Origin of the sequence: Paenibacillus oceani, assembly GCF_014705615.1 — a bacterium.
Taxonomy (GTDB): domain Bacteria; phylum Bacillota; class Bacilli; order Paenibacillales; family NBRC-103111; genus Paenibacillus_AB; species Paenibacillus_AB oceani.
Genome location: NZ_JACXJA010000041.1, coordinates 1 through 23,034, shown reverse-complemented (window position 1 = coordinate 23,034; position 23,034 = coordinate 1). Strand labels below are relative to the sequence as shown.

Annotated in this window: 16 protein-coding genes and 1 pseudogene; 1 reads left to right on the top strand and 16 read right to left on the bottom strand. The window is 51.0% G+C overall.

Annotated elements, in window-relative coordinates; genetic code table 11:
- Positions 1-55: 55 nt before the first annotated feature.
- The 14 genes from IDH45_RS35085 to IDH45_RS25360 form a co-directional block, all read right to left on the bottom strand.
- On the bottom strand, positions 56-1,459 hold the full coding sequence (locus IDH45_RS35085) for a nitrilase-related carbon-nitrogen hydrolase (RefSeq protein WP_190930954.1): 1,404 nt from the start codon (positions 1,457-1,459) through the stop codon (positions 56-58).
- Between the two features lie 75 nt (positions 1,460-1,534).
- Positions 1,535-3,763: a beta-L-arabinofuranosidase domain-containing protein gene (locus IDH45_RS25420; RefSeq protein WP_190930953.1), complete on the bottom strand. Its 2,229-nt coding sequence runs from the start codon at positions 3,761-3,763 to the stop codon at positions 1,535-1,537.
- Between the two features lie 110 nt (positions 3,764-3,873).
- The gene (locus tag IDH45_RS25415) at positions 3,874-5,436 is read right to left on the bottom strand and encodes an extracellular solute-binding protein (RefSeq protein WP_190930952.1); all 1,563 of its coding nucleotides are present in this window, start codon (positions 5,434-5,436) and stop codon (positions 3,874-3,876) included.
- Between the two features lie 69 nt (positions 5,437-5,505).
- Complete coding sequence (locus tag IDH45_RS25410) at positions 5,506-6,387, bottom strand: carbohydrate ABC transporter permease (protein ID WP_190930951.1); 882 nt, start codon at positions 6,385-6,387, stop codon at positions 5,506-5,508.
- 21 nt (positions 6,388-6,408) lie between these two features.
- A complete protein-coding gene (locus IDH45_RS25405) occupies positions 6,409-7,266 on the bottom strand; it encodes an ABC transporter permease (protein ID WP_190931010.1) in 858 nt (285 codons plus the stop codon).
- Between the two features lie 352 nt (positions 7,267-7,618).
- A complete protein-coding gene (locus IDH45_RS25400; protein WP_190930950.1) occupies positions 7,619-9,922 on the bottom strand; it encodes a helix-turn-helix domain-containing protein in 2,304 nt (767 codons plus the stop codon).
- Between the two features lie 176 nt (positions 9,923-10,098).
- Positions 10,099-10,731: a hypothetical protein gene (locus IDH45_RS25395; protein ID WP_190930949.1), complete on the bottom strand. Its 633-nt coding sequence runs from the start codon at positions 10,729-10,731 to the stop codon at positions 10,099-10,101.
- Between the two features lie 630 nt (positions 10,732-11,361).
- Positions 11,362-13,875: a DUF4838 domain-containing protein gene (locus IDH45_RS25390; RefSeq protein WP_190930948.1), complete on the bottom strand. Its 2,514-nt coding sequence runs from the start codon at positions 13,873-13,875 to the stop codon at positions 11,362-11,364.
- Between the two features lie 52 nt (positions 13,876-13,927).
- Positions 13,928-14,680: an SDR family NAD(P)-dependent oxidoreductase gene (locus IDH45_RS25385; RefSeq protein WP_190930947.1), complete on the bottom strand. Its 753-nt coding sequence runs from the start codon at positions 14,678-14,680 to the stop codon at positions 13,928-13,930.
- The gene (locus IDH45_RS25380; RefSeq protein ID WP_190930946.1) at positions 14,664-16,079 is read right to left on the bottom strand and encodes a neutral/alkaline non-lysosomal ceramidase N-terminal domain-containing protein; all 1,416 of its coding nucleotides are present in this window, start codon (positions 16,077-16,079) and stop codon (positions 14,664-14,666) included. The genes IDH45_RS25385 and IDH45_RS25380 overlap by 17 nt, the downstream gene beginning before the upstream one ends.
- A 27-nt stretch (positions 16,080-16,106) precedes the next feature.
- Positions 16,107-17,573 (bottom strand): glycoside hydrolase family protein, encoded by a 1,467-nt coding sequence (locus IDH45_RS25375; protein WP_190930945.1) that lies wholly within the window; start codon positions 17,571-17,573, stop codon positions 16,107-16,109.
- Between the two features lie 33 nt (positions 17,574-17,606).
- A complete protein-coding gene (locus tag IDH45_RS25370) occupies positions 17,607-18,905 on the bottom strand; it encodes an ABC transporter substrate-binding protein (RefSeq protein ID WP_190930944.1) in 1,299 nt (432 codons plus the stop codon).
- A 40-nt stretch (positions 18,906-18,945) separates the two neighbouring features.
- The gene (locus IDH45_RS25365; RefSeq protein ID WP_190930943.1) at positions 18,946-20,166 is read right to left on the bottom strand and encodes a Gfo/Idh/MocA family protein; all 1,221 of its coding nucleotides are present in this window, start codon (positions 20,164-20,166) and stop codon (positions 18,946-18,948) included.
- Between the two features lie 232 nt (positions 20,167-20,398).
- Positions 20,399-21,247 (bottom strand): AraC family transcriptional regulator, encoded by an 849-nt coding sequence (locus IDH45_RS25360; protein WP_190930942.1) that lies wholly within the window; start codon positions 21,245-21,247, stop codon positions 20,399-20,401.
- 260 nt (positions 21,248-21,507) lie between these two features.
- Here IDH45_RS25360 and IDH45_RS34315 point away from each other — a divergent pair.
- Positions 21,508-21,624, top strand: a pseudogene (locus IDH45_RS34315) (transcriptional regulator); the annotation flags it as partial.
- Here IDH45_RS34315 and IDH45_RS34310 read toward each other — a convergent pair.
- Both IDH45_RS34310 and IDH45_RS25350 read right to left on the bottom strand, forming a co-directional pair.
- Positions 21,572-21,970: an S-layer homology domain-containing protein gene (locus IDH45_RS34310; RefSeq protein WP_223836958.1), complete on the bottom strand. Its 399-nt coding sequence runs from the start codon at positions 21,968-21,970 to the stop codon at positions 21,572-21,574. The pseudogene IDH45_RS34315 and the gene IDH45_RS34310 sit on opposite strands and share 53 nt — an antisense overlap.
- Positions 21,971-22,700: 730 nt before the next feature.
- Positions 22,701-23,034, bottom strand: a 334-nt coding sequence (locus tag IDH45_RS25350) for a hypothetical protein (RefSeq protein WP_449583424.1), incomplete at its 5' end; no start/stop codon positions are given.

The window sequence follows — 23,034 nt, the reverse complement described above, 5'->3', positions numbered from 1 at the left end:
AATGGATCAAGCAAATTTGGAAACTGGCGAATGATTTCCGGTCCGGAGGATCGATTCAAATATTCCGCCCTCCCATCGTTTGGTACAGCTGCTCGTAGGCTTCTGCGATCGCTTCCGAAGCCCGGTAGGAGCGGACAGGCCAATATCCAAAAGCGTCTTGCGTTCGAATCGTGGCTACGACTAATTCTTCGGCGGGAGCGCCTGCAAGCTCGCCGGGAAAATCCGTCAACTTGCATTCCGAGCTGATGGCGAGCAGGTTGTCGAATTTTTTCGGTCCGATTATATAACTGCCCCCATCCGTAGAGGCTCTCAGGTAAAATGCGTGCGTGGTCGCTGTTTCATCTTTGGCCACTGCCTGTACAGCTACACGGGCACCTGTAACGAGTCCTCCATTAACCGGATGAATGATCAGACGTGAGCCGAACATGACAGGCAGCGTTCTCAGATCGGGATATCTTCGGTCATGGCATACATGCAGGCTGACCGGGACGCCGTAAATGTCAAATTCGTTCAGCATGTGCCCATGGTAATAGTGCCTTTCGCAAGTCCTGAATTTTAGATTGTCGCGCACGGTATTGCCGTCCGGATCGTACAATCTGCAAGAATTGAAGACAGGTTCGGACGAACCGGATCTCATCTGATCCCAATTCGGTCTCCCGACAATCAGGTAGGGCGAGTTTGCGGTTTCCCGCAAACAGGCTCGAATGATTGCTTCGGCCTCTTGCATCAGTTCCACCTGATCGAGCGTCGGCTTGGTGCCAAAAAAACCGAAAATACAGTATTCCGGCGCTACTAATAATTCAATACCAAGCTCCGCCGCGCTTCGTATCCCTTTGCAAATGGATCGAACATTGTCATTCACGTCGCGGGAATTCATCATTTGCCAAGCACCCGTCTTCAAATACTCTTTCATCAGCGCTGTCGGACCCTCATGCGTGAATCGCAGCAGCTCCACATCCGCATCCTCGACACTAATCCTTACCCCCAGCTGAGGGATGATATCATGATTGCCGCTGCGAATCACGCATTCGCCGTTCCAATAGATTGCCAGATCGGCCAGCTTGATCCGATTGCCGGCTCCTTCTGTTTTGACCAAAGTAACTTCGTTCTCTCCATGCACAGCAGGCGGCAACTCGACCCGAACGACGGGCTGTGGGCGATTCCACTCGCTGGTGAAAAGCGCAGCCTCGCGACGGGCGAGGTTGCATTCCACATAGGCGAATTCGAAACCGCCGTCAAAGCCGAATCGCACATAACCGGAGCCGCTGCCCTGATCTTTGAAAACGAAGCGAATGGCGTCGCCGTTGCGCGTATGAACACCCGGACCTTCAATCTCAATCGACGGTCCGCCCGAAGCCCGTACGGACAATCCGTTCTCCTGTCGTACAACCCGATCCGATTCCGGGATCACCCAAGCATCGGATTCTCTTGCAAAATCGAACTTGTTTATTACAATCACAGGATCGTCTCCTCCTTCATGAGATGCTCATTGACTAATGTTCCGTCCGGATCGAAACACACCATAATATTCCTTTTATAACTTGATCCCGGCTTTAAGGATCGTCTGATAGTAATAAAAGATCGGATAATAGTATTGGGCGAACTTTTTCGGACTGTCTCCCCAAAAAATGAGCGCATCGCCTGATCGTTCCCTTTTTTTCTCTCCAGCCGGAGCAACTCGGATGGCCTCCTCGAATGTGACTCGGCCTGCTTCCAGATAGTTGGTGTCGCCTGTAAATTCGTAGGCATACGAGAGCGACTCGAGACAGATCGGATTACTGTGCAGATGCTGAGTGCTCGGCAGCTCTTTATAATAGAACATGCCCGCTTCTTTCACGTAGCAATGCTCGACATAATCCTCTACTGCATCCACGATCATTTGCTTGATCCGCTCTTCCGGGCGGATTCGATAATACCGCATCAAGCTGTTGACAGCGATACAGATCATGAAGCCTGAACGATAGACCACATGGCCCGCAGCTGGAGCCAGCCATGCTCCGTATTTCTTTTTCCAGGCTTCGAAATGATCGACGATTCGATCTGCGGATTGCAGCCACTTCTCGTCATGGGTCTCGATATACAAGGCTCCCAGACTGCGAAGCGCCCAGCCGCTTTCTCTTGCGGAAATCCCCCCCTCGCCTTCGTAACGGGGAGTAGTCAACAGCCGCCTCACATTTTCTCCAATGCCGATTGCCGCCTCGAGTGCGGATTGTTCTCCCGTCAGGTGGTAATAATCAAGCAGCCCTTCCACCCACTCATGACAAACTTTCACTTCGCCCGTTACATGGCCCGCTGAATGCATCACTTGACCTTGATTACGCAGCGGATCGGGGCTGTAATGAACGATATCCACATCCTTCCAATGTTCCGCCGCTCTCAGCAAATAGTCGTAAAACCTTCTTTTCCCGGTTCTCGCATACAAATGCATCATCGCATGAGGCAGATCATACTCGTTATTCACCCAAACCCAATCTCCGCCGCCTCTGCCTTGGGACGTATAGTCTTTATCCGGGGCATCGCCCCAATACAGCATGCCGTACGTTCTCGTACGGCCATCAGCCATCCGATAAAATCCGCGTTCCACCCAATCGATCGTCCGATCGCCGGGAATCGATTCGAATATACCGGCGCGCTCGAACGCAGCGGACTCCAGAACAGGATGATCCGGAAGCTGGAATTGCAGACTGCGCACATGAACCTCTTCCAGCGTTTTGTCCCCGCCATGAACGTGCAGAAACAATCGATGTGTTTTGGCCATACCCTGCATCATAGGGATCGGATGTCCGGATGGAATGATGCCAACCGTTATTTCTTCACCTGTAACATCCAGCGATTTGGGGCAGTTTTGCAAAGCCTGAAACAACGTAACGCTAATTCCGCCCAGCTTCTCGTCGGACAAATCTGCCCAGAACGTTCCTGCAAACGTTTCCGGCTGGTCTTCGATAAATTCTTTTTCGAGAATCTCGGCTGTTAATTGACACGACAACCGGTCTCCCGCCGATCCGCTCTTCATCCTGCGGTCGACTCCGGCGCGGCTAATCCCCAATCGAAGCTGATCGGATGTCAGCCTATTATGCGAAGAACGAACATGCAGCTGGGCGGCATGAATCACTTGTTCGCTCTCAGGCTCCTTGTTGACGATCTGATAATCGATCATCAGCCAAGGTTTTCCGGCATACGCATAAACCCGGACTACAAAATCCAGCCAGCGGCTCTCATCTGCACGACTGCGGTGCTTTCCATTCGCCTCGACCGCGCAGCGGACCGGACCCGGTTCGATGATGCGCCAGCCTTCCGCGGAAATCTCGCATTCGTACTCCTGATTGGAAGCATCTCGAAGCGACGGCCCAACCACATCATGAGTAGGTACTCCTCCTATTGGTTTCAACGCTTGAAATAAACCCGTTCCTCCTGGGGCCGTCAACTCCGCTTCAATTGCTCCCGTGCGAATCACAAGTGCGCCATTAACCGGCTCGATCATTACAGGTTCCTTAGGCGTCGTCGTAACATCATCCGTCGATATGTTGAAACGTTTGCCCAGATTGGCCGGAAGATCGGCAAGGAAATGCAGCAGCAGCCACTTTATGGAACCATCGGGCCACTTGGCGGTAACTCTTGTTTGCGTAGGTACCGCCATTTTGCCGTCAAGAACGGATACTCTTGTTGAATCGGTCAGTACCCCTTTCGCGAAAGGCACCGAAATGATGCTCGGTTCCTCGTACCTGGGATACATGGAAATCTTCTCAAATTGGAGCGATATCATGAGCGCATCTCCTTCATAAACAAGCTTTGAACTATTAGACCGGACAATGAGATTCTAAATAAGAGGGCAGCAACTGCCCTCCGATTTAAATGTTTTATTGCCTTCTTGGATTATTGGGCGGCTTTCAAAGCACGTTGATACGCTGCATTATAAGTCTTGACCAACTCATCCAAGCCGCGCTGTTTCAATTCTCCGACGAATTTATCGAAGTTAGACAACGGTTCCTGGCCAATGATGAACTTGATCATGTACTCGCTTGTTTTGTCCTGAATCGGCTGCAGGTTTTTGGATACAAGTTCCTGCTCTGCTTGAGTAAAGCTCAGTTGCGGCTCCTGCTTGGTCCAATCTCGCCTTGAAGTCTCTACGGCATCCGCCATTAACGTGCCTTCATTGCGATCTTTGAACAGGTTCTCCATGGGAGCGGTAAAGAAATATTTGGTTGTACCTAAGCCTATATTGGTGAGACTATTCTGGATATTTTTCTTGAATTCATCTGTATATTGCGGTTTTCTGTCTTTCATGGTGTAGCTCGTTCCTTCAATGCCATATTGCGTCAGAAGCTTGCCCTCGGGGCTGTACAAGAAATTATAGTATTTTACGATCAATTCCGCGTTTTTGGACTTGGACGAAATCGCCATAACGCCTTTCAGGCTATAATCGGGCAGCAGCTCTCCTTTTCCATTTTTATTTTTGATCGCTCCGCCGCCCACCATCTTGGCTTTCGGATTTTCCTTCTTAAGTACATCCGTGAAGAAATCGGTACGGGCCGGGTTAAAGTAGATGGCTCCCACATGGCCTTTGCTAACTTTGGCTTCCCATTGCTGCTTGGATATGATCGCAAATTCAGGATCAATTAATTTTTCATTGTATAGATTGTTCAAGAAGGTCAGCGCTTCTTTCATCCCGGGGAGTGCAGGACCATATTGGTACTCGCCATCGCTATTCAGATACATGCGCGGATCCGTTCCAAACGACCTGAAGACCGGAAAGTTGTTAAATCCTTGCGGAGCGAACGGAATCGTGTCCTTACCGCCCAATTGGGCATCTTTGAAAGCCTTGAGTACTTTATAAAATTCATCCGGCGTTGTAGGGGCTTTCAAATTTACTTGATCCAACCAATCCTGCCTGTATTGCGGGACGGTAGCGGTGACTCCCGGCATCGTAAAATAGGGAATGCCGTAGATTTTCCCGTCAGAGGCCCGCAAAGAAGCATCCACTCCCTCATCCTTGATCGAGTTTAAAATGTTAGGACCGAACTTTTTGAGCAATTCGTCCAGCGCCAGGAAAGCTCCATCCATGCCGTACCTTTTCGCCGAGGCGACGTCCGAATCCATGACATCCGGCAAATTTCCGGAAGCCAGGGTCACCTTGAATTTATCGGCGTAGCTTGCATTGGGAATATTGATCAATTTCAGTTGTACATTCGTTCTCTTTTCAATTTCGGCAAAAATAGGTTCATTGCCCGATTGTGGTTTCGTATCGTGAGCGGCGGAGAAAATTTCGAACGAAGCCTTTTCCTTAAGCGGAAATACGGCTGTTGACGATGACACTTCTGTCGGCGCCGAGCTTGACTGCTTGCCCGAGTCTGATTCCGAGCCGCTGCATCCTGCCGCGCCGATCATGATAGCGGAACCAACCGCCATTAACCATAGGCCTTTCTTTAATTCCTTCATCTCCCGAACCCCTCCTAAAAAAATGAGATTTATATAGAAAAGCTTCTAATTGAAGCATTTTCCACTCTTTCACCCTTTCAGAGATCCGATCATGGCTCCTTTGACAAAGTACTTCTGTATAAACGGATATACGAGGATGATCGGCAAAGCAACAATCATGATGGTTGCATATTTGAGCGATTCCGCCATCAAGATCGTCTCCGTGCTCATCCCTTGCTCCCCCGTGATATCAGCCGTTTGACCAAGCAATACGATCTTTCGCAAAAATAATTGCACAGGATACAGGTGCTCGCTTTGCAAATAGATCATCGCCGGAAAATAGCTGTTCCAGTGACCTACGGCATAAAATAAGGCAATCGTTACTAAAGCGGGTTTCGATAACGGCAATAGGATTCGAAGCAAAATATGCATCGATGAAGCGCCGTCAATCGTGGCCGCTTCTTCCAACTCTTTGGGCAAGTTTTCAAAGAAGGTCTTCATCAGTATCAAGTTCCACGTACTTACGGCGCCTGGAATCAAGAGCGCCCAATAAGTATCCAACATGCCAAGCGACTTCACGATCAGGAACGTAGGGATCAAGCCGCCGGAAAACACAAGTGTGAACGTAATCATGATCATGAATGGTTTACGGAATACGAGATTTTTCCTGGAGAGTGGATAAGCCATCAAGCAAGTGAGCAGCATGTTGATTGCCGTACCGACCACCGTATAGAAGAGGGTGTTTACGTAACCAATTCTTAGTTCCGGGTAACTTAAAATGGTTTTATAAGCCTTCAAGCTGAAACCGATCGGCCATAAAAAGATTTGATTTTTCAGTACCGCTGCCGGATCGCTGATTGAGGACGAAAAAACGTATACAAAAGGATACAAGGTAACGATCACGACAAACCAAACCAGGATCAACGAAAGATTAGCAAAGATTCGATCTCCCCAGCTATCGGCGATTTTCATTGGACGTGCTCCCCACTCGGCTTACCATATACTGGTTTCCGTTACTTTTTTACTGATTTTGTTCGCCGTGAATACGAGAATGAGGCCCACTACGGAATTAAACAAGTCGACCGCTGCAGCAAAGCTGAATTCGCCGGAAATCAATCCTCTGCGGTAAACGTATGTCGACAGCACATCGGCCGTTTCATAGGTGACCGGATTGTATAACAAAATAATGGATTCTGCGCCGACGCTTAGGATATCGCCCAATTGCAAAATGAATAGGATGATGATGACCGGCATAATCCCCGGAAGCGTAACATACCAAACTTTTTTAAGCTTGCTAGCTCCATCTATGGAAGCGGCTTCGTAAAGTTCCGGGTTAATCCCTGCGATTGCCGCCAAGTAAATGATCGTACCCCATCCGACCGATTTCCAAATGCCCATGCTGATGAATATCGTTCTGAAATAATCCGGAATCAGCAAAAACGAAATCGGACTTATGTCGAAGAAACCCAGAAATTTGTTGGCGATCCCGGAGGACGGTGAAAGAAAGTTGACCACAAGTCCGGCAATGACAACGGTAGAAATAAAATGCGGCAAAAAACTGATCGTCTGACTAACCTTTTTGAACATGGCCTTTCTCAATTCATTGAAAGCAAGCGCTAAAATAATCGGGGCCGGGAAGGCGAATAGGAGTTGATAAATATTGATGAGAAGCGTATTTCGGATCAGCCGCCACATATCCGGCCCTTGAAAAAACTCAATAAAGTACTTGAACCCCACCCACTCGCTCTGAAAAATGCCCTTATACAGATTGTATTTCTGAAAAGCGATAACGACTCCGTACATGGGAGCATACTTAAAAACAAGAAAATAAAGAATTCCGGGAAGCAGCATCAACAAAAGCAAGCGGTCTCTTTTGATTAAACGAAATGTTTGTTTCAACTCATCACCCTCTTCCTGATCGCAACCATTCGCATACCTTTTTTTCGAATCGTGTCGGATCTGTCAACTCTTTGTTAAATCGATCATAAAAGCGGTTTCATTTCGATTCAAGCATTCAATTTCTAATGGGAATCCAAATTCTACATTGCGGGTGAACGGTCTCCTTACAAAGCCGGTCTTATTTTTCCCGCGATACTCCTTGTTCTACATTTGCATCACAATAACCCCCAACATAGTCATACCCACCGGCTAAGCCGGTGGGTATGACTACAACTAAAACAGCCCCGCTACGCGGGGCTGTTTATCAAGAAGATATGTCTCTGAATTTCCCTGGTGTCATCCCTTCCTGTTTTTTGAAGGTTGTTATAAACGTATTTTTGTTCAAATAGCCGACTTTTTCCCCAATCTCGTCAATATGGAGATTTTTTTCTTGCTGCAACAGCTGTTTGGCATGTTCTATACGCAACCGATTGACATATTGGACAAAATTAACTCCGGTCTGGTCTTTAAAGTAACGGCTCAAATATTTGGGATTCAATTTGAAATGATCGGCAAGCGTGGTCAAAGAAATATCACGGTTATAATGCGACCCGATAAAATGAATCATCTGGTTCTTTAAATCGTCGTTTTTGCTCTCCTTTTTCCCGTACAACGTTTCGATCATATACCGGTAGATGCCAAAAACTAAATCCTTCATGCTCTCTAGGCTCGAAATATCTTTATTCATGTAAATACCGATGACGGCTTCGTCAAACACCTCTTCGTTTTTCGCGCTGCTCCTTTGGATGATTTTGTTTGCCGTAGCCATAAGAGTGTTATAAAGATCATTCAGTAACAGATACGTGTTAATAGCCTGCCTGTTTCTGTCAATGATTTCATTCAATAACTGCTCGAGTTTGGCGTAATCGCCAGAAAGAACGTTACCGATAATTTGCTGTTCCACATCGATCGGATAATCTACAAATTTCTGTACGAAAATGATTTCTTTATGTTGAATCAACTGTATCGTTTTGTCCAGTTCACGGTAATGTAAAGCGTCCAACGCTTCTTCGTAAGATCGGTTGACGGTCTTTAAATCCTCACACGGCCTTCCAATTCCTAATACGATAGAATATCGGAAGTTTTCCGGCAATTCGGCTATTTGCTCTATAGCAGCATGCAAGTTCACAACTAGATTATCTTCGGTTTCATAATTCGCAAGAATAGAAATTTGATTTTTGCCAATATTCGTTACCATGCAAGAAATATTCTCTTCCTTGTTCAATATCTGATTAAACACTTCAATCATCCGGCTGTTGAAATTCATTTGTTGGAAGGTGGTATTTGAAGAATCGGTCATCTCGATCTTGACCGCGATAACCGAAAAAAGCGGATATCCAAAACCTGCTCCAGAGACCGGCTTGACCTTTATCGGTTCTTCCGGAATGCCCAGAATCATCGATTTCGCATAGTAATCTTTCAAAAGAGTAATATGTTCCGTTTCGCTTTGCATCAAATGTTGATTTCGCTCCGTTATGTAATGAATGTGGTTCGAGATCAACTCGAATTCGCTTATTTTTTTCTCCTTGTCCAAATCAGCCTCGGACTTATCGAATTCGAACGAACTCACAATTTCTCCGATAGGCTTATATAAGTTTTTGGCCAGAAATATGGACAGCATCACGCCTACGCTCAATAGGAATAAACTGGTGATCACCATCCAAATTCGCAAAAAGAAAACCGGTTTAAAAATATGTGCCGCCGATGAAAACGTGATATATTTCCAATCCATCACATTAGAGTGGAACTGCGATACGAAGAAATTGTTAAATCGAGCCGTATGGGCAGAGCTTTCAACTTCAGTCCCGTTCAAAAATTGCTGCAATTTCCGATTCGACAATCGTATATCCATATGGTTCGTATTCGATTCGATGATCGGCTGAAGCTGATCGTTTAAGATGTAAAATCCGGTTTGAGAGTCTGACGGATTCACAGAATTCATCATGGACAGCAATTTTTCCTCGTTAATTAAGACGACACTAGTCCCTCTAATCTCATTGTTGTAGAGGGGGAACGACAATAAAACAACGATATACCGCTTGCCTGACCCAGATCCATCCGTCAGCTTGTAAGTGCCCAGATCCTGAAAGACATTTCGATCTTGCAATTTCTGCAGCAGTTGTTCCTGCATATTTGATTCTGGTTTATACACGTAGTCGAAGAAATAATCCGGGTAATATAAACCCGATTCCGTAATAATCCAATTCCTATCCTTATAGAAAACGTATACATCATCAATAAAATTTTGCGTGCCTTTGATGCGATTTAACGTTTTGGATACGTCAAGCAATTTCGTTGGATTGCCTGAATCAACATCGACGGTCAACGAAACTTGATACAAGGTTTGCCTGACTTCCTCCATTTTTTGCTCAATGTTGACATAAACGTGCTTCAACAAGATATCGTTGTTTTTTTTTACTTCTTCTTGAAGCGCTTTCGAAAAAAGAAAGTATGTCAGACTCCCAAAGATAAGGATTGGAACCAGGATCAAAATAATAAATGAACTTAACAGCTTGAAAAAAACACTGCTCGTATTCGGAAAACGCATGCGCAGCCTTTTGGTTTTCATTGCTATGCGCCTCCTGGATAAACCGACTCTTCTCATCTGGTGCCAATATAAAATATAGCGGCACACAAAGTCAATACCATTTTTTGAAAAATACGCTTCTCTATATCCTCCAAAACACGAAGACCAAGGAGTTTTGGATAACGGCATCACGACATGACCGCCACTCCGGAATGAAACTATTCCTGTGTATACTCGATCAGAGCTTCACGCAGAAATGTATATTCCCGCAGCCCGCTCGGAATCAGGTAAAAGGGCAACACCGTTTGCATCTCTTGCATCACAGAATCAAGTTCCCCGACTGCCTGCGCGAACGTTTCGCAAACACCTTGCAACCTCCTCAAAACTTCCTCCTCATTCCGTCCGGCTTGCTCCGGTCTATCGACCGCATCCGCAAATTGCAGTAGGCATCGGATGACCACGATTATTTGCCGGCAATACCAACGATACACGGCCAGTTCCGATTCCCTGCGAGGCATGGGCATGCCGGCTTGAAACGACTGCAGCGCTTTCTCTAGCGTGATGACGATCGCTTTATAGGCGTAAGTCGTTCCTTTGGCGGCCCGCAAGCTCTCGATAATTCGAGCCGGATACGGGCGCTTCGGATCTTTCGTGCCAAAACCTACAGTTAGCTCCTTAAGCAGCCACATGGTCGGCTCGTTTCCGAAAATCGAGCGCATGCAGCGGAACCCTTCGGCCCATTGTTCGCGATGGTCCTTCACAAGGGCAGCTGTATAAGCGGGGATAAAGTCATCGGCTGCGGCGTTCGTATGCCAGCTTTTTTCGGACAAATAGGCGATATTGCGACGCAATGTCCACCAATGAACGACAATTTCCCTGTCAAGCCGTAACGCTCTAATAACGTCTCGAATTCCTCGTCAAAAAGGCCGAGATGCTCGGCGCAATCGTGCCATATAATGACCTTCTCCATTCCGTTCTTGACCAGATCTCCGATTTCTCCCAACATGAATCCGATAGGCGCCGACGGGTACGGCTTCCAGACTTTCGGCCGTATGCAGCTTCGTCGACCCTCCGCCCCGCATTTCGTTTAGTTCTTCATTTAGCTGGGCGATTGCGATCTCGGTCATTCGATGCAGCGGAGCTCCTTGAAAGACGATCGCGATCGGACGATATTCGGGAATTGCGGCATATCCGGTAATGGTCGAATGGCGCGGCCTGGGGATTATGATAGGGGGTTCCATGATATCATTCCTTTCCGTTATTTTGAAAAGCTCTATTGACATGTGGTCAAAACAGCCCGCGTACAGCTATTTAAGCGGCTTGTAAGGTAACAATGATTGTGACTCCCGACAAAAAAAGTCGGTAAATCCCAGTAAGAGCGCCTCCTTGATGGTGCTCCGGTATCATACCCTTCGACAAACCCATCAGAACGAGGCGCTCCTATTATGACAAAGTCCATTTCTTAGGGCGAACAGGAGTGTTTACAGCTGGTACAGCACGGCATCGTCGAGATATATGTCCGTACCGTATCCCGCTCCGTTGACCAGCAAAATCATTTGGATGCGGTTGACGCCCGTTCCTCCGATTTGCGCCGGTACGGACTCTAGCAGCTGCAGGGAGGCCCACTGCCCCGCTGTGTTTGCCAGCGGAATCGCTTCCGTGCGGAGTGCGCTCAGCGTTTTCCCATTTGTTCCGATCAAGTTCATGATCAGTTGGAATGTTCCCTCCGTTGCCGTCCCCGGCGGCGTGTAGTAATGGACTTGCGCAGCAGTCACTCCTGCCCCGACAGCAAACGTTTGGATCGGTCCGCCGCGCGCCATGTTTGACACTTTGACGCTCGCTGCTCCCGTATGGGCGATAGCTGTGGAGCGTTCGATCGTTCCAACTGACGTGATCCACGAGCTCCATCCGGTCGGACTCGCAGCGCCCGCTTCAAACGAGGGATTCGGATTTTTGGCTGAGGTTCCCGAAGCCGCTTTCTGCAACAAGCGCGCCAGGCTGCGTTTGTTGCTGGCTGCCGTCGCGTTCGCAGCTCCGTACACGGCGGCGCTCACTGTGCCTCCAGACGGCTCGTTCTGCTTGACGTAATCAGTCATTTGCCAAAAGTCGGGTCCAGGCCAACCGGTCCAATCCATCCGGGGCACCGCAACCATCAGCAACGACGGCTCATTCCGGAACTGCTCCATTTTGTCGTGGCGCGAAGCCGCCCGCAGCAGCCGCATATCAATCCCTTCGGCCATCTCGTTCCATCGTGCAAGCGCCGCAGTCTCGCCATTTGGCGTTTCCCGTTCAACCGGGTAACTGACAATCGTATCTTCAATATAAGAAAATGCTCGCGTAAAAAGCTCTGCCCGCTTCTGCTGTTCCGGTGTAACCGCCTTTGCCTCGACATCTGCCAGCAGGGTCTTGCTCGTCGTTAAGTCGGCAGGCGTGACCAGTGTCATATAGTCCGCCGTCTCAAACGGCAAATATGTCGCATATTTGCTGTTTTGAAACCAGTCGGAGGCTTGAATCCGATCGGTCCAGAAATGCTCCCAATGGGCGAAGTATGCCGCAAGTGACGGCGCAGCCGCCTCCCCAACCGCACGTGTATACCACTCCTCCAGCAGGTCATCTACATCCTGGTCCGGGTCCCATTGCAGCTTGGCGGACAACCACGCTTTCGGTCCGTCGATCAGTGAGCCGTACATTTCGATATAATGGCCGATCACGTCGTTATCGGCCGCAAACTGCATATTTTCCGCCATGCGGTGCGGAAAGATGCGCGGCAGCAGGTAGAAATTACCGTACTGGTAATCATAAAAACCGATTTGACTCGCCTTTGCCTGCCATGCCGCTACAAGCGCATGCCCGTCTGCCTCTACGCCGGTATCTTCCCATGAGAGACGATCCTTGGTCAAATAAGGCACGACTTGCGGACGAACCGGGAACGATGGCGGATCCATCGTTTCCAGATAGGCCAAAACACCGATTTTTTTATCCGGATGCACCAGAACGACCTGATCGACTACTTGATTAACCCAGTTATAATACAGTTCCGACATGTTCAGCAGACCAATCGAATTCCGTACCCCCGGATAGGCCGGATGGGATGGGTCGGCTTCGCAGTAACCGCCAGAATCGTTCGGGGACAGCGCAATTGACGGCTTCGATGGATTCGCGTTGAAATAGGCAATGATCTCACTAGCGGCCACAGCGATCGTAGCCGGATTGGAGTAGCAGGGCTGCCATCCGTTTTTCACTCCCGCTGCCGGTACGACGCCGTTCGGATAGTACTCCGGATGCGTCGCGCCATACTTTTGCGGATCGAACAGTACGTACATGTTGTGCATAAATTGCAGCTGCCGATTGGAACCGCTCTGCAAACGATTGCGTTGCGCCCAGATTTGGAGCGGCTGCCGCTCGTTCACATAAATCGGCGCCGCATTGATGGGACTGACCTCACGCGCCAGAAATGCCGGCTGCTGCACGACCGTCTCTTTCGGGATAATAAGCTCCGTCCGCTGCGGTACGTCTTCTCCGTCTTCTCCGGGAAACAGCCAACGTATATCGACATACCTTTCGAGAAACTCGAAAATCCCGTGGCGTACCCCCCACTCTGATGGTCCTGCAATGATGACATCCTTCCCGTGTCCATGAATCACGAGGGCATCGGCCGGCTTGCCCGCCAACAATGACGCCAGATGCGGATCAGCGGCCGCAGTCGCCGTCTCAATGTGAATCTGCGTCAGGCCGTTGTAGCCGCTAGAGGACAGATCGCTCTCCTGCACGAACGGCAGTGTGACTCCTGTCGATTTCTCTACATATTCCACGATTAGATGAGCGTTCTGGCGCAGCTCCGTATTGGTCTCGTCTCCTACGACAACAACTGCTTTTGCCTGTCCGTTGGTCACAATGTCCAGCGTCGGTCCTCGGCTTGCCGCCTCTGCTCCGATCGCACATGCAGCAAGCAACACCACAGCTGCCGATCCAATTCCGGTCCACCATTTGTTCATCGTCCGAACCTCCCACTAAGGGTAATGTTTTCTCCTGTTTTCTCGCTCATTCTCAGCGGGCCGTCCAGCCGTTATCGACAAACATAACGCTGCCCGTTATAAAGGCAGACTCGTCCGAAGCAAGGAACAATGCGGCATTGGTAATATCCTGCGGCGTGCCGATCCGGCCGGTAAAGCACCAATTTTCTACATAATCGCGGTATTGGTCCGGGTCGTTTACCGCTTTTTGCGTCAGCGGCGTTTCGATGATACCGGGGCTGATCGCATTGACGCGAATTTGATATCGGCCATAGTCGAGCGCCAAATTTTTCACCAGCAAATTCAGCCCGCCTTTGGCCGCGTTATACGCCGGATGTTCCGGAAAAGCGACGGTGCCGCCGACGGACGATGTATGGATGATGGAACCCCCGCCAAGCTCAATCATCGCCGGAATGACATGCTTGCTTAACAAAAACGGGCCGGTCAGCGTCACGTCCAGCGTCCGCTGCCAGTCGGCCAAATCCATCCGGTCGGCCGGAACGACGTTATACCACGTCGCATTGTTGTACAAAATATCAATCTTCCCATAAGCGGCCAACGTCCGCTCTACGACGGTACGCACCGCTTGCTCATCCGATACGTCGGCTTCGAGAAATATCGCTTCCCCGCCGGCTTGGCGGATCTGCTCCGCCGTTTCCTGCCCATACTCCGCGCGCAAATCGACAACCGCAACTTGTGCGCCTTCCTTGGCGAAGGTCAGGCAGCCGGCTTTGCCGATGCCCGAAGCCCCACCTGTCACTATCGCTACTTTATGGCGCAGCCGCATCGGCTTCGCTCCTTTCCGCGGCAACCTCCCGCAAAACGTTCACAACCGATTCGGCAAACTGCTCAGCAGCGCCTTCGGTAAAAATCGACGTGTCCACTTCATAGCCGCCAAAGGCATACTCGCCCTGAGGAGGCAAGTAGCTGATCAGACCGTTCGAGCAGCCGCTTAAGAACGTAAAACGAAACGGCGATTGTTCTCTGATCCATCGGCCCGTGCTCGAGAACGGCTCAAGCGGCGCGCTGACGAATGCGATATCGCCGTACGTCATAAACTGCGTCTCGACGGGAATCGCCGTCTGTCCGGCGTACCGCTCGGCTTGTTCCCACACTTTGTACGATCGCTTTACCATGAAAGTCGCTTCTTTGATCCGTTCCTCGGACGCGCCGCTCCGAAGCTGCTCGTACAGCTTTTGCTGGTAGCCTTCGAACATCTGCCGACCCTCGGCCGCTGCCATTAATCGCTTGATCGGCAGCATCACAGTCCGGGTAAAAAAGCGCAGCTTGCCAGTCTGAGCCATACGCGGCTCGCCGCGCCATATCGCAAGCGAAGCCCCTGACTCGACGACCCGCTCGTAATGGAAATCACGTTGACCCGCTTCCAGCGTCATCAGCGTTTTGGCCGCTTCGCAAGCGATCGTGCGTCCAATCCGCGACACCGCCTCATAATCGGCGAGAAAGCCTTCCGGCCCCGGACCGATATCGCCCGCTGCGCCTTGCAAAAATAAACAGTACCCGCCGACGAGCTGTTCCACCGTCCGTTTGGTCACCCCCGGATAGTCGGGGCTGACCAGACGATTGTCCGGCCCGAGTGTCGTCGGATGACAAGCGTAATGGACTAGCTGCGCCAGCGGCTTCCCCGCTTCGTCGACGATGCGGACAGCGCCGAGTACAGGATCGGTATCCCCGTCGGGACTGTAGCCTGTCACGACCTTGCCGTCCGCGAGACGCTGCCGCCGGTTATAGCCCGCTGCACAATGGCCGTATTCGGCGGCAATCCGTACCGGCACAGCCCGCTCCCGCGCCTGCCGGGCCGCTTCGACCACACTGTCCTGCACAAATGCGAGATAGTCGTCGATAACCGGCTCCAGCTCGCGGTAATAGTTGAAATGAATCAGCGGCCCCGCGTGCGTATGCGTCGTCGATATCCGGATGACCGATGGGTCGAATCCAAGCTCCCGTTCAAGACGGCTGCGCATCGCATTCGCTTGCTCGATGGAAAAATGGCTGAAATCAAGATCGACAAGCAAGCCGCAAATCGTTCCGTCGGCCACGTACAGCACCGTTGCCCATAAATCGCTTTCTATGCCATCCGGAAACACATGCGCTTGCGCTCCCCATCCGGCGTGAGGAACCGTCAAAGGCGGATTGATGACCACTCTTGCCACACCGGCGTTTAACATCTCCGCACCTCTCTTCTTCATCTCACGCTAACCTAACGTTCCGGTAATCGTAGCCGTGCCGCCGTCCGGCAAATCGTCCAGCTCAAGGGCGAACGCCATCTCGCCGGCCAATCCCGTTGCGGCTAAGGCCGACGAAGCCCGCGACTCGGCCGATACACGGATCGGTCCGGCCCATTCGATCGCCGGCAGCGCAGCTTCGTCCAGCGCTATGAGACGCACGCACGCCTTCAAGCCGCGCAGCGCTTCTCCGCTTTGGTTAATAAGCGTCATTTGCAGCCCGAGGCTCTGTTCGCCGTGCGTAACGATCGCGCGCAGCCGCAGGCCCGGAACAATCGTCTGTTCGTACCAGATCATCCCGTTTGCATCCGGTCCTTGCCAAGCCAGGGGAGATGACAGCCGTCTTACAGCGCTGCCCCATGCGACATATTCCGGCAAGCGAAGACTGCATGCCGAGCCGCTGCCGCTCGAAGCGATATGGGCGCCGTCATGATCGGCGGTAGCCCGCAGCCGGGTCGATACGGCCGTGCCGATCCCGGTCAACCCGTAATTGTTGGCCGTATAAAACAACCGCAAATGACCGTCCTCTTCTATGACGCTCGGGTATTCGACCATCATGCTCTCCCAATTGCCGGCCGTGCCGTGACGCGGACCCAGCTGCAAGTTATCGCCGTAATGCGTGCCGCGATTCCATGAGAGGCCATCGTCGGATTCCGCATAACAAATCGAATAATAGCCCCAGCGCGTGCCGATCGCCGAATACCACATCCGGTAGCTGTCGTCGGCTAGCTGCTGCACAATCGGTCCGGCGACCGCCACATTCTCATAATCGTGAAGCGGATTGCGCTGCATGATCGCCCCTTGCTTCTCCCATTCGATACCGTCCTGAGAAACCGCAAGACAAATTTGTTTTTGCTGGTTCAGAAAGACGTCTTTGCCAAGCGTCGGACAGCCGGTGTAATAAAACCGCCACTGCACGGTGCCGTCGGGCAGTCTCGCTTGGATGACCGAGCCCCCGGCGATGCCCTGCTGATCCGGATCGCCTTCTTGGCCGGTACGGGCGATAATCGGGTTGCGGTCGTGCTTGATGAAATGCTTTCCGTCTTCGGAAAATGCCATGCCAAGGCCGGGAAACATGTCCAGACCAGTTCCGATGCCGCTGTTGCCGGTGTAGTACAGCCGCCATTCACGGTCGTCCAGCTTAACCACATGCGGCAGGACGCACCAATTGCCGTCAAACTCGCCGTGTTCGCCCAGCTGGAGCACCGGCCCTTGCCGTTCCCACTCACCCGCTTGACCCACAGGGGCGGTCGCGAGGCAAACCCGGCGATGCCGGTCCGCCCCCCAACCGGCGTAGTATAAATAATACTGATCGCCTTCCTGCATGATCCATGGATTCATGCAGCCCCCGCAGTCGTAATCGCTGCCCGGCTGCTGCGGCAAAATCGGATTGCGCGCATCTCGCACCCAAGTCGTATTGCGCTTCAGCTTGCTCATCTGGCTCTCAGAGCTCCTTTCGAGTCGAAGCATTTATTTTTTCTTAGCCGCTTCAATGGCTGTATTGGCTTTTTCTTCCGCTTCCCGCAGCGCCGTATTGACATCCTTCTCGCCTTTGGCAGCGGCGGTGTAAGCGGCCAAAAAAGCATTTCTGGCAAGCGAATCGTAAGGCGTTATCGCGTACGGCTTGGCAAACGTCTTCGGCACCGCATCCTGCGCTTTTTTGTCGACCGGAATCGTCGGCACTTCCTTGGCGTAAGTCGCCATTACTTCGGCGCGGTTGCGCATGGCCGGTACAGCGCCGACCTTGGTCGCCGACTCCTTCTGGAATTCCTCCGAGCCGAGATACGCAGCCGCCTTAAACGCCCAATCGCGGTTAGCCGACGTTTTCCCGACGTAGAACAAAGGCACTTGTGCGCCGGGGCCGACACCGGGATATCCGGCAAATTCGGGCAGCGAGACAACGCCCCAGTCGACGCCCGCGTTCGTTAGCCCCGTCATCGCCGCCGCGCCGAATTGACCGGCGTACATCACGATGCGCTGCTCCTTCTGGAACGCGTTGTTGATGTCTCCGGCGGCAGGAATATACGAATTGCCGGGAATGGTGTAAAACCGGATAAAGTTATCCATGAATTTCCGCCAGTTGTCGTTGTTTAACGTCGCCTTGCCCGTCTTCGGATCGACGTAACCTTGCGACATCTGGTTCGCGTTGGCGATATAGGAGGTGTAGTCGACAAAGCCTTGGTACTGAACGCCGCCCTCGTTGCGGGTCAGCCGATTGGCCAGCTCAAACACTTGATCCCACGTCATGCCGCTCGTCGGATAGGAGACGCCGAATTTATTAAACAGCGTTTTATTGTAAAACAGTGCTACCGTAGCTACCCCGTTCGGGAAGCCGTAAATGTTACCGTCGCCGATTAGCTTGATCAGGTCGAGCACCGCTGGTTCCAGCTTGTTCAGATCGTAGTTGTACTTTTGGATCAGATCGGTCAAATCGTCCTGCAGCCCGTTGTCGATAATCAGCTCAGGCGCGGTCGATTGAATCAAATCGAGCTTGACGCCGGCCGCAACGAGGTCGGGTACTTTCTCTTTGTTGCCTCCAAGCACCTTAAACGTAACATTCGGATATTTCTTTTGAATGAAATCACCGAACGTCGTCATGAACCGCTCTTGCGTATAACCGGACAAGTAGGCCGTCAATTCGACCGGTTTATTGTCTTCCTGCGGTTTCAGCGCAGTCTGCGAGTTCTCCTCTTCCTTCGTTCCACTGCAAGCCGTAAGCGCAGATACCAGAAGCACGACCGTCCATGCAGACGCCAATTGTTTTGCCATTTTGAACCCCCAGATCATTTTCTTGAAACAGGTTTCAACTTCATACCGGCGCATTTTTCCGGAAATCGGGAAAGCGTACCGGCTTGCCTTGTTCCGCTACCGATTGTACGGATAACGGAAATACGCTGCTCCACAGCACCGCGTCATATACATCGATCGCGGGCCGGCGACGCTCCAATATCGCCCCGACAAACTCATCAATAATGAAGAAGTCGCCGCCGCCGTGTCCGGCCTTGTTCGCCTCTTCGTTCCATTTGCGCCATAACGGATGCTCGTAATCGGCTGCATGCGTCCATAGCGGCTGCCATTCGGCTGCCGGCTGGCCTTCCAGCCCTTCGGATTTACCTGGAGATCGGCCTTCCAGCCATACTAACGGTTCTTCGCCGTCGTGCCGCGCCGACAAATAGGCGCCTTTCGTTCCTTGCAGCCCGTAATGCGTCATATTATGCGGACGCGCCGACACCCAATCGAGACGCAGAGTAATGACGACGCCTTTCTTCGTGCGGATCAGCGTGGTCGCCGAATCGCCTTGTTTCCAGTACGAACCGTCTGAGGCTCCGGGATGCCGCTCGCCCAGATGCTCATCGTAATAGTGGCGCATGGCCGCAGTGCCCGACGTAAATGTCGTCATATAATCGAACGCGTCTCCGCCTTCCCTGCCAATTCCCAGCCATTGCGCCAGTGGACCGAGCGAATGAGTCGGATAGTTCATGCCGTTGTAAACACGCTGCAGTTCGCCTCTCCAAGTCAGCTCGCCATCCGGATGATGCGTCAATTTGCGGCAATCGTGCAAGTAAGCGCCCTCCACATGGGTAATTTGTCCGAACGCGCCTTGCCTCACCATCTCGCCCACCATCATGTTCGGACGCATGTAGCAATAATTTTCCGCCATCATGTACGTAAGGCCGGTTTGCTCCACCGCTTCGATCAAGCGCCAGCAATCGTCGAGCGTGTGAGCGGCGATCACTTCGCTGAGCACATGCTTGCCGGCACGCAAGGCGCGTATCGCTTGCTCGGCGTGAATGACGAGCGGAGTCGCCAGCAGCACGGCATCGACCTCGGGATCGGCCAACAGCGCATCGAAATTTGAAAACGCTTTTAATTCTGGATTGGATTGTTTCCAATCGGCCAGCATCCGTTCGTTTAACTCGCACACCGCCGTCAACTGCACCTTGTCGGCCAACACCGCCAACGCCCGATTGAAATGTTTGCCTCTGCGCCCACCGACTACCGCCAGACGAATGGGCTTATAGCTAGCCATTTGTACTACCCCTCCCCGTTTCTCTTCCTAAACATTGCGAGTCTGTCTAATCATGTCGATTTGCCGTCAGATTCGCCCCGCTCTCGTTCAGGATATTGAATATGGTTTACTATACGAACTTCACCTTCATATTACCATGCGCGTTGTTCCGGCAATTAACACATCTTGCTTGGATTTTTGCCCGATTTGATCTTTCTTGCATGTTTTGTACCAACCCTATCCGCTCACTCGATTATTGCTTCATTTTCCGGTACTGATTCGGGGACATGCCTACGAGCTTTTTAAATACGCGGCTGAAATGCGCAGGATGATTATAGCCCACACGGTAGCAAATATCGCTTACCGCATGCTCGCAGGCATGCTCGTGCAGCAGCCACTTCGCTTGTTCGATGCGTTTATGGCACAAATATTCGAATATGCTTAAGCCCGTCACTTCCCGGAAAATACGGCTTAAATGATATTTGCTCGTATAAAATTCGGCCTCCATATTTTCCAGACGCAAATCATCGGCAAAATGCCGCTCGATAAATTCAATCACTTCCCGGACCAGACGCTCCTTCTCCTTCGAGGGGGACGACCGTTCCAGCTCCGCTACTCCGCACTGCGCCCCGATAAACAGCAGCAGATCAAAAAAAGCGACCAGCATCCGGTTGAACTGCGTCTGATCTTGACGATGCAGCCGGTGAAACCGGTCGATTTGCGCCAAAATCCGTTCAAACTCTTCCCGGTCCTCAGCACCGAGCCGAATCCGGGCGTTGTTGACGGTTTTGAAAGGCTCCAGCGGGCTATAGCTCAGCAGGGATGAACTAAAAATTTGCGCCAGCTGTGCGTCGAACACGAACTTGCTGCCGATCATGTCGTGCACCCTGGCATGTACGCCATGTATGGTCAAGCCGCTCAATAAAATCAAATCGCCGCTTTCTATATCTATTTTGCGTCCACCCATCATGTAGCTGAATGATCCGGAGTGGATGTAACCGATCTCATATTGCGGGTGGGCATGAATGACAGGGGATTCATTGCAGCTGTCTTGACGGTAACTATAACGGGTAAACGAAAACATAGCGCTCCTCGCTTTCATTATCGGTCTCCCTAGTGCAACCTGCTGCCATGGCGTCATGACATCTGGACGCCGCTTCGTACTCTCGGTTCTGCACAATAAATCACATGTGATTTCCTTTATTATAGGAATGGAATCCCTTCCTTTGCTTTGGAGGCAATGCTTTGTTTGATGAATTCCCTCTTCACTCGGCAAAAGGTACAAGTTCTTGTCATTCGACACGAACGAACAGGCGAATGTCGGTGGACAAGAACTTGATCCATTCCCAGCCGTTTTGTTGATTATATAGTGAAGAAGTTGAAGTGACTATAAAAAAAATAGAAGCAATGGTTAGCCCATTGTCTCCTAAAGGTTCAATCCAACTGCTATTTTATGATTGGGAGGGTCGGTCTGAAATTCAGGCATATACCGATTCCCTTCTCGTCCTTCCACCAATCCGCGCTGATAAGCGACATGAATCTGTACTTTCGCCCAATCCGGAATATCGGCATCATCGGCAAATGCGGTTGTCTGCGTACGGTCCATGTCCCACTTCATGAGCCTGGCCATCATGACAGCCATCTCTGATCGGCTCACCGTCTGGTTCGGCCGGATTGTACCGTCCAGGTAGCCTTCCAAGCACGCCGAGCCCCCTGCATCTCTTACCGTCTCAAGTGCCCACGCAGGGACCGTATCCAGATCCGTAAGATGAGCTTCACCCAGGGTCACCACAACCAATCCGCCTGCATCCCTGCGGCCGTACATATCGCTTGTCGCATAGCTTTGTTCGATATTGCCATTGGAGTTAATACTGGCTGCTCCCCCGGCATAAGTATAACCTGCGTCGATCCGAACATGCGCATCGTTGTTTGTCAAATTGGCAATTGATAAATTACCGACTATGCCGCCAGCTGAGTAACCAATATCGGCGCGTATTTCACCGGTCACTGAAATACGGTCTAAGGCTGAGTAAGGAGTAGAAGAAGAAATAAGTCCAACAAGTCCCCCAACGTTGGCACCGGAAGTATTAGATGTAATATCCACATTCTCCAGTCGTACATGTGTAATCGTTGCAGGCTGTCTCATCACACCAAATAAACCGATATTGTTGGCTGACGAATTGATTTTCATTCCGCTAATGGTACCTTATACTAGGGCCTTTGACGGGACTGTGGCCGTCGAAGGCTCAGGCAAATACGTTCAGCGGCGGGGGAGGCGGTATCCCTGGAAATCCTTATATCCTTACAACAGCAGAAGATTTGGACCATGCACGGGATAACTTGACGGCAAGCTACAAACTTCAGGCAGACATTGATTTATCAGCCATTGATTTATCAGCCTATAGCAACTGGCAGCCGATCGGTACGGCTAGCGATTGGTTCAAAGGCCATTTTAAGGAGCCGATTCATCGTTCAGTATATTTTCTAAAATCAAAACCGCACACTCTTCGGAAGTGTTTAAATGTGTGTTAACGGTACAATTATACTGACATGACCTATGCACTTGGAGGTAATCCCTGGTAAATTTCCGGTTTAGGCGTAACCCAAAGAAGCACCAAATATTGCTCCGGCCAAAAAAGTTCAATAAGTCTTGCAAATTGCTGCACTTGTGTGTCACAATCAATAGAGATTCGCTGAATACCCTTGCGGTTGTTCACGCGGACCTGACAACGAGTGTGGAAGAGGCCACGAACCATTTCGCCGTGGGTGTAGCCTTCATCACTCGTTTTTTCTTTGTTCAGTTCAAAGAGCGCGACCGCTAATAAGGTTTCTGCGACAAACAATAGCTCGAAATGGGCATGGTGATGCGCCTCGGATTCGGAGTGGCAT

Bases quoted from the DNA above. Each gene is read 5' to 3' on its own strand.
- IDH45_RS25380 (WP_190930946.1), bottom strand. From the start codon at position 16,079: ATGTTAAACGCCGGTGTGGCAAGAGTGGTCATCAATCCGCCTTTGACG.
- IDH45_RS25390 (WP_190930948.1), bottom strand. From the start codon at position 13,875: ATGAACAAATGGTGGACCGGAATTGGATCGGCAGCTGTGGTGTTGCTT.
- IDH45_RS25415 (WP_190930952.1), bottom strand. From the start codon at position 5,436: ATGAAGGAATTAAAGAAAGGCCTATGGTTAATGGCGGTTGGTTCCGCT.
- IDH45_RS25410 (WP_190930951.1), bottom strand. From the start codon at position 6,387: ATGAAAATCGCCGATAGCTGGGGAGATCGAATCTTTGCTAATCTTTCG.
- IDH45_RS25370 (WP_190930944.1), bottom strand. From the start codon at position 18,905: ATGGCAAAACAATTGGCGTCTGCATGGACGGTCGTGCTTCTGGTATCT.
- IDH45_RS25400 (WP_190930950.1), bottom strand. From the start codon at position 9,922: ATGAAAACCAAAAGGCTGCGCATGCGTTTTCCGAATACGAGCAGTGTT.
- IDH45_RS25405 (WP_190931010.1), bottom strand. From the start codon at position 7,266: ATGCTGCTTCCCGGAATTCTTTATTTTCTTGTTTTTAAGTATGCTCCC.
- IDH45_RS34310 (WP_223836958.1), bottom strand. From the start codon at position 21,970: ATGTACGGCCGCAGGGATGCAGGCGGATTGGTTGTGGTGACCCTGGGT.
- IDH45_RS25420 (WP_190930953.1), bottom strand. From the start codon at position 3,763: ATGATATCGCTCCAATTTGAGAAGATTTCCATGTATCCCAGGTACGAG.
- IDH45_RS25375 (WP_190930945.1), bottom strand. From the start codon at position 17,573: ATGAGCAAGCTGAAGCGCAATACGACTTGGGTGCGAGATGCGCGCAAT.
- IDH45_RS25385 (WP_190930947.1), bottom strand. From the start codon at position 14,680: ATGCGGCTGCGCCATAAAGTAGCGATAGTGACAGGTGGGGCTTCGGGC.
- IDH45_RS25365 (WP_190930943.1), bottom strand. From the start codon at position 20,166: ATGGCTAGCTATAAGCCCATTCGTCTGGCGGTAGTCGGTGGGCGCAGA.
- IDH45_RS25360 (WP_190930942.1), bottom strand. From the start codon at position 21,247: ATGAAAGCGAGGAGCGCTATGTTTTCGTTTACCCGTTATAGTTACCGT.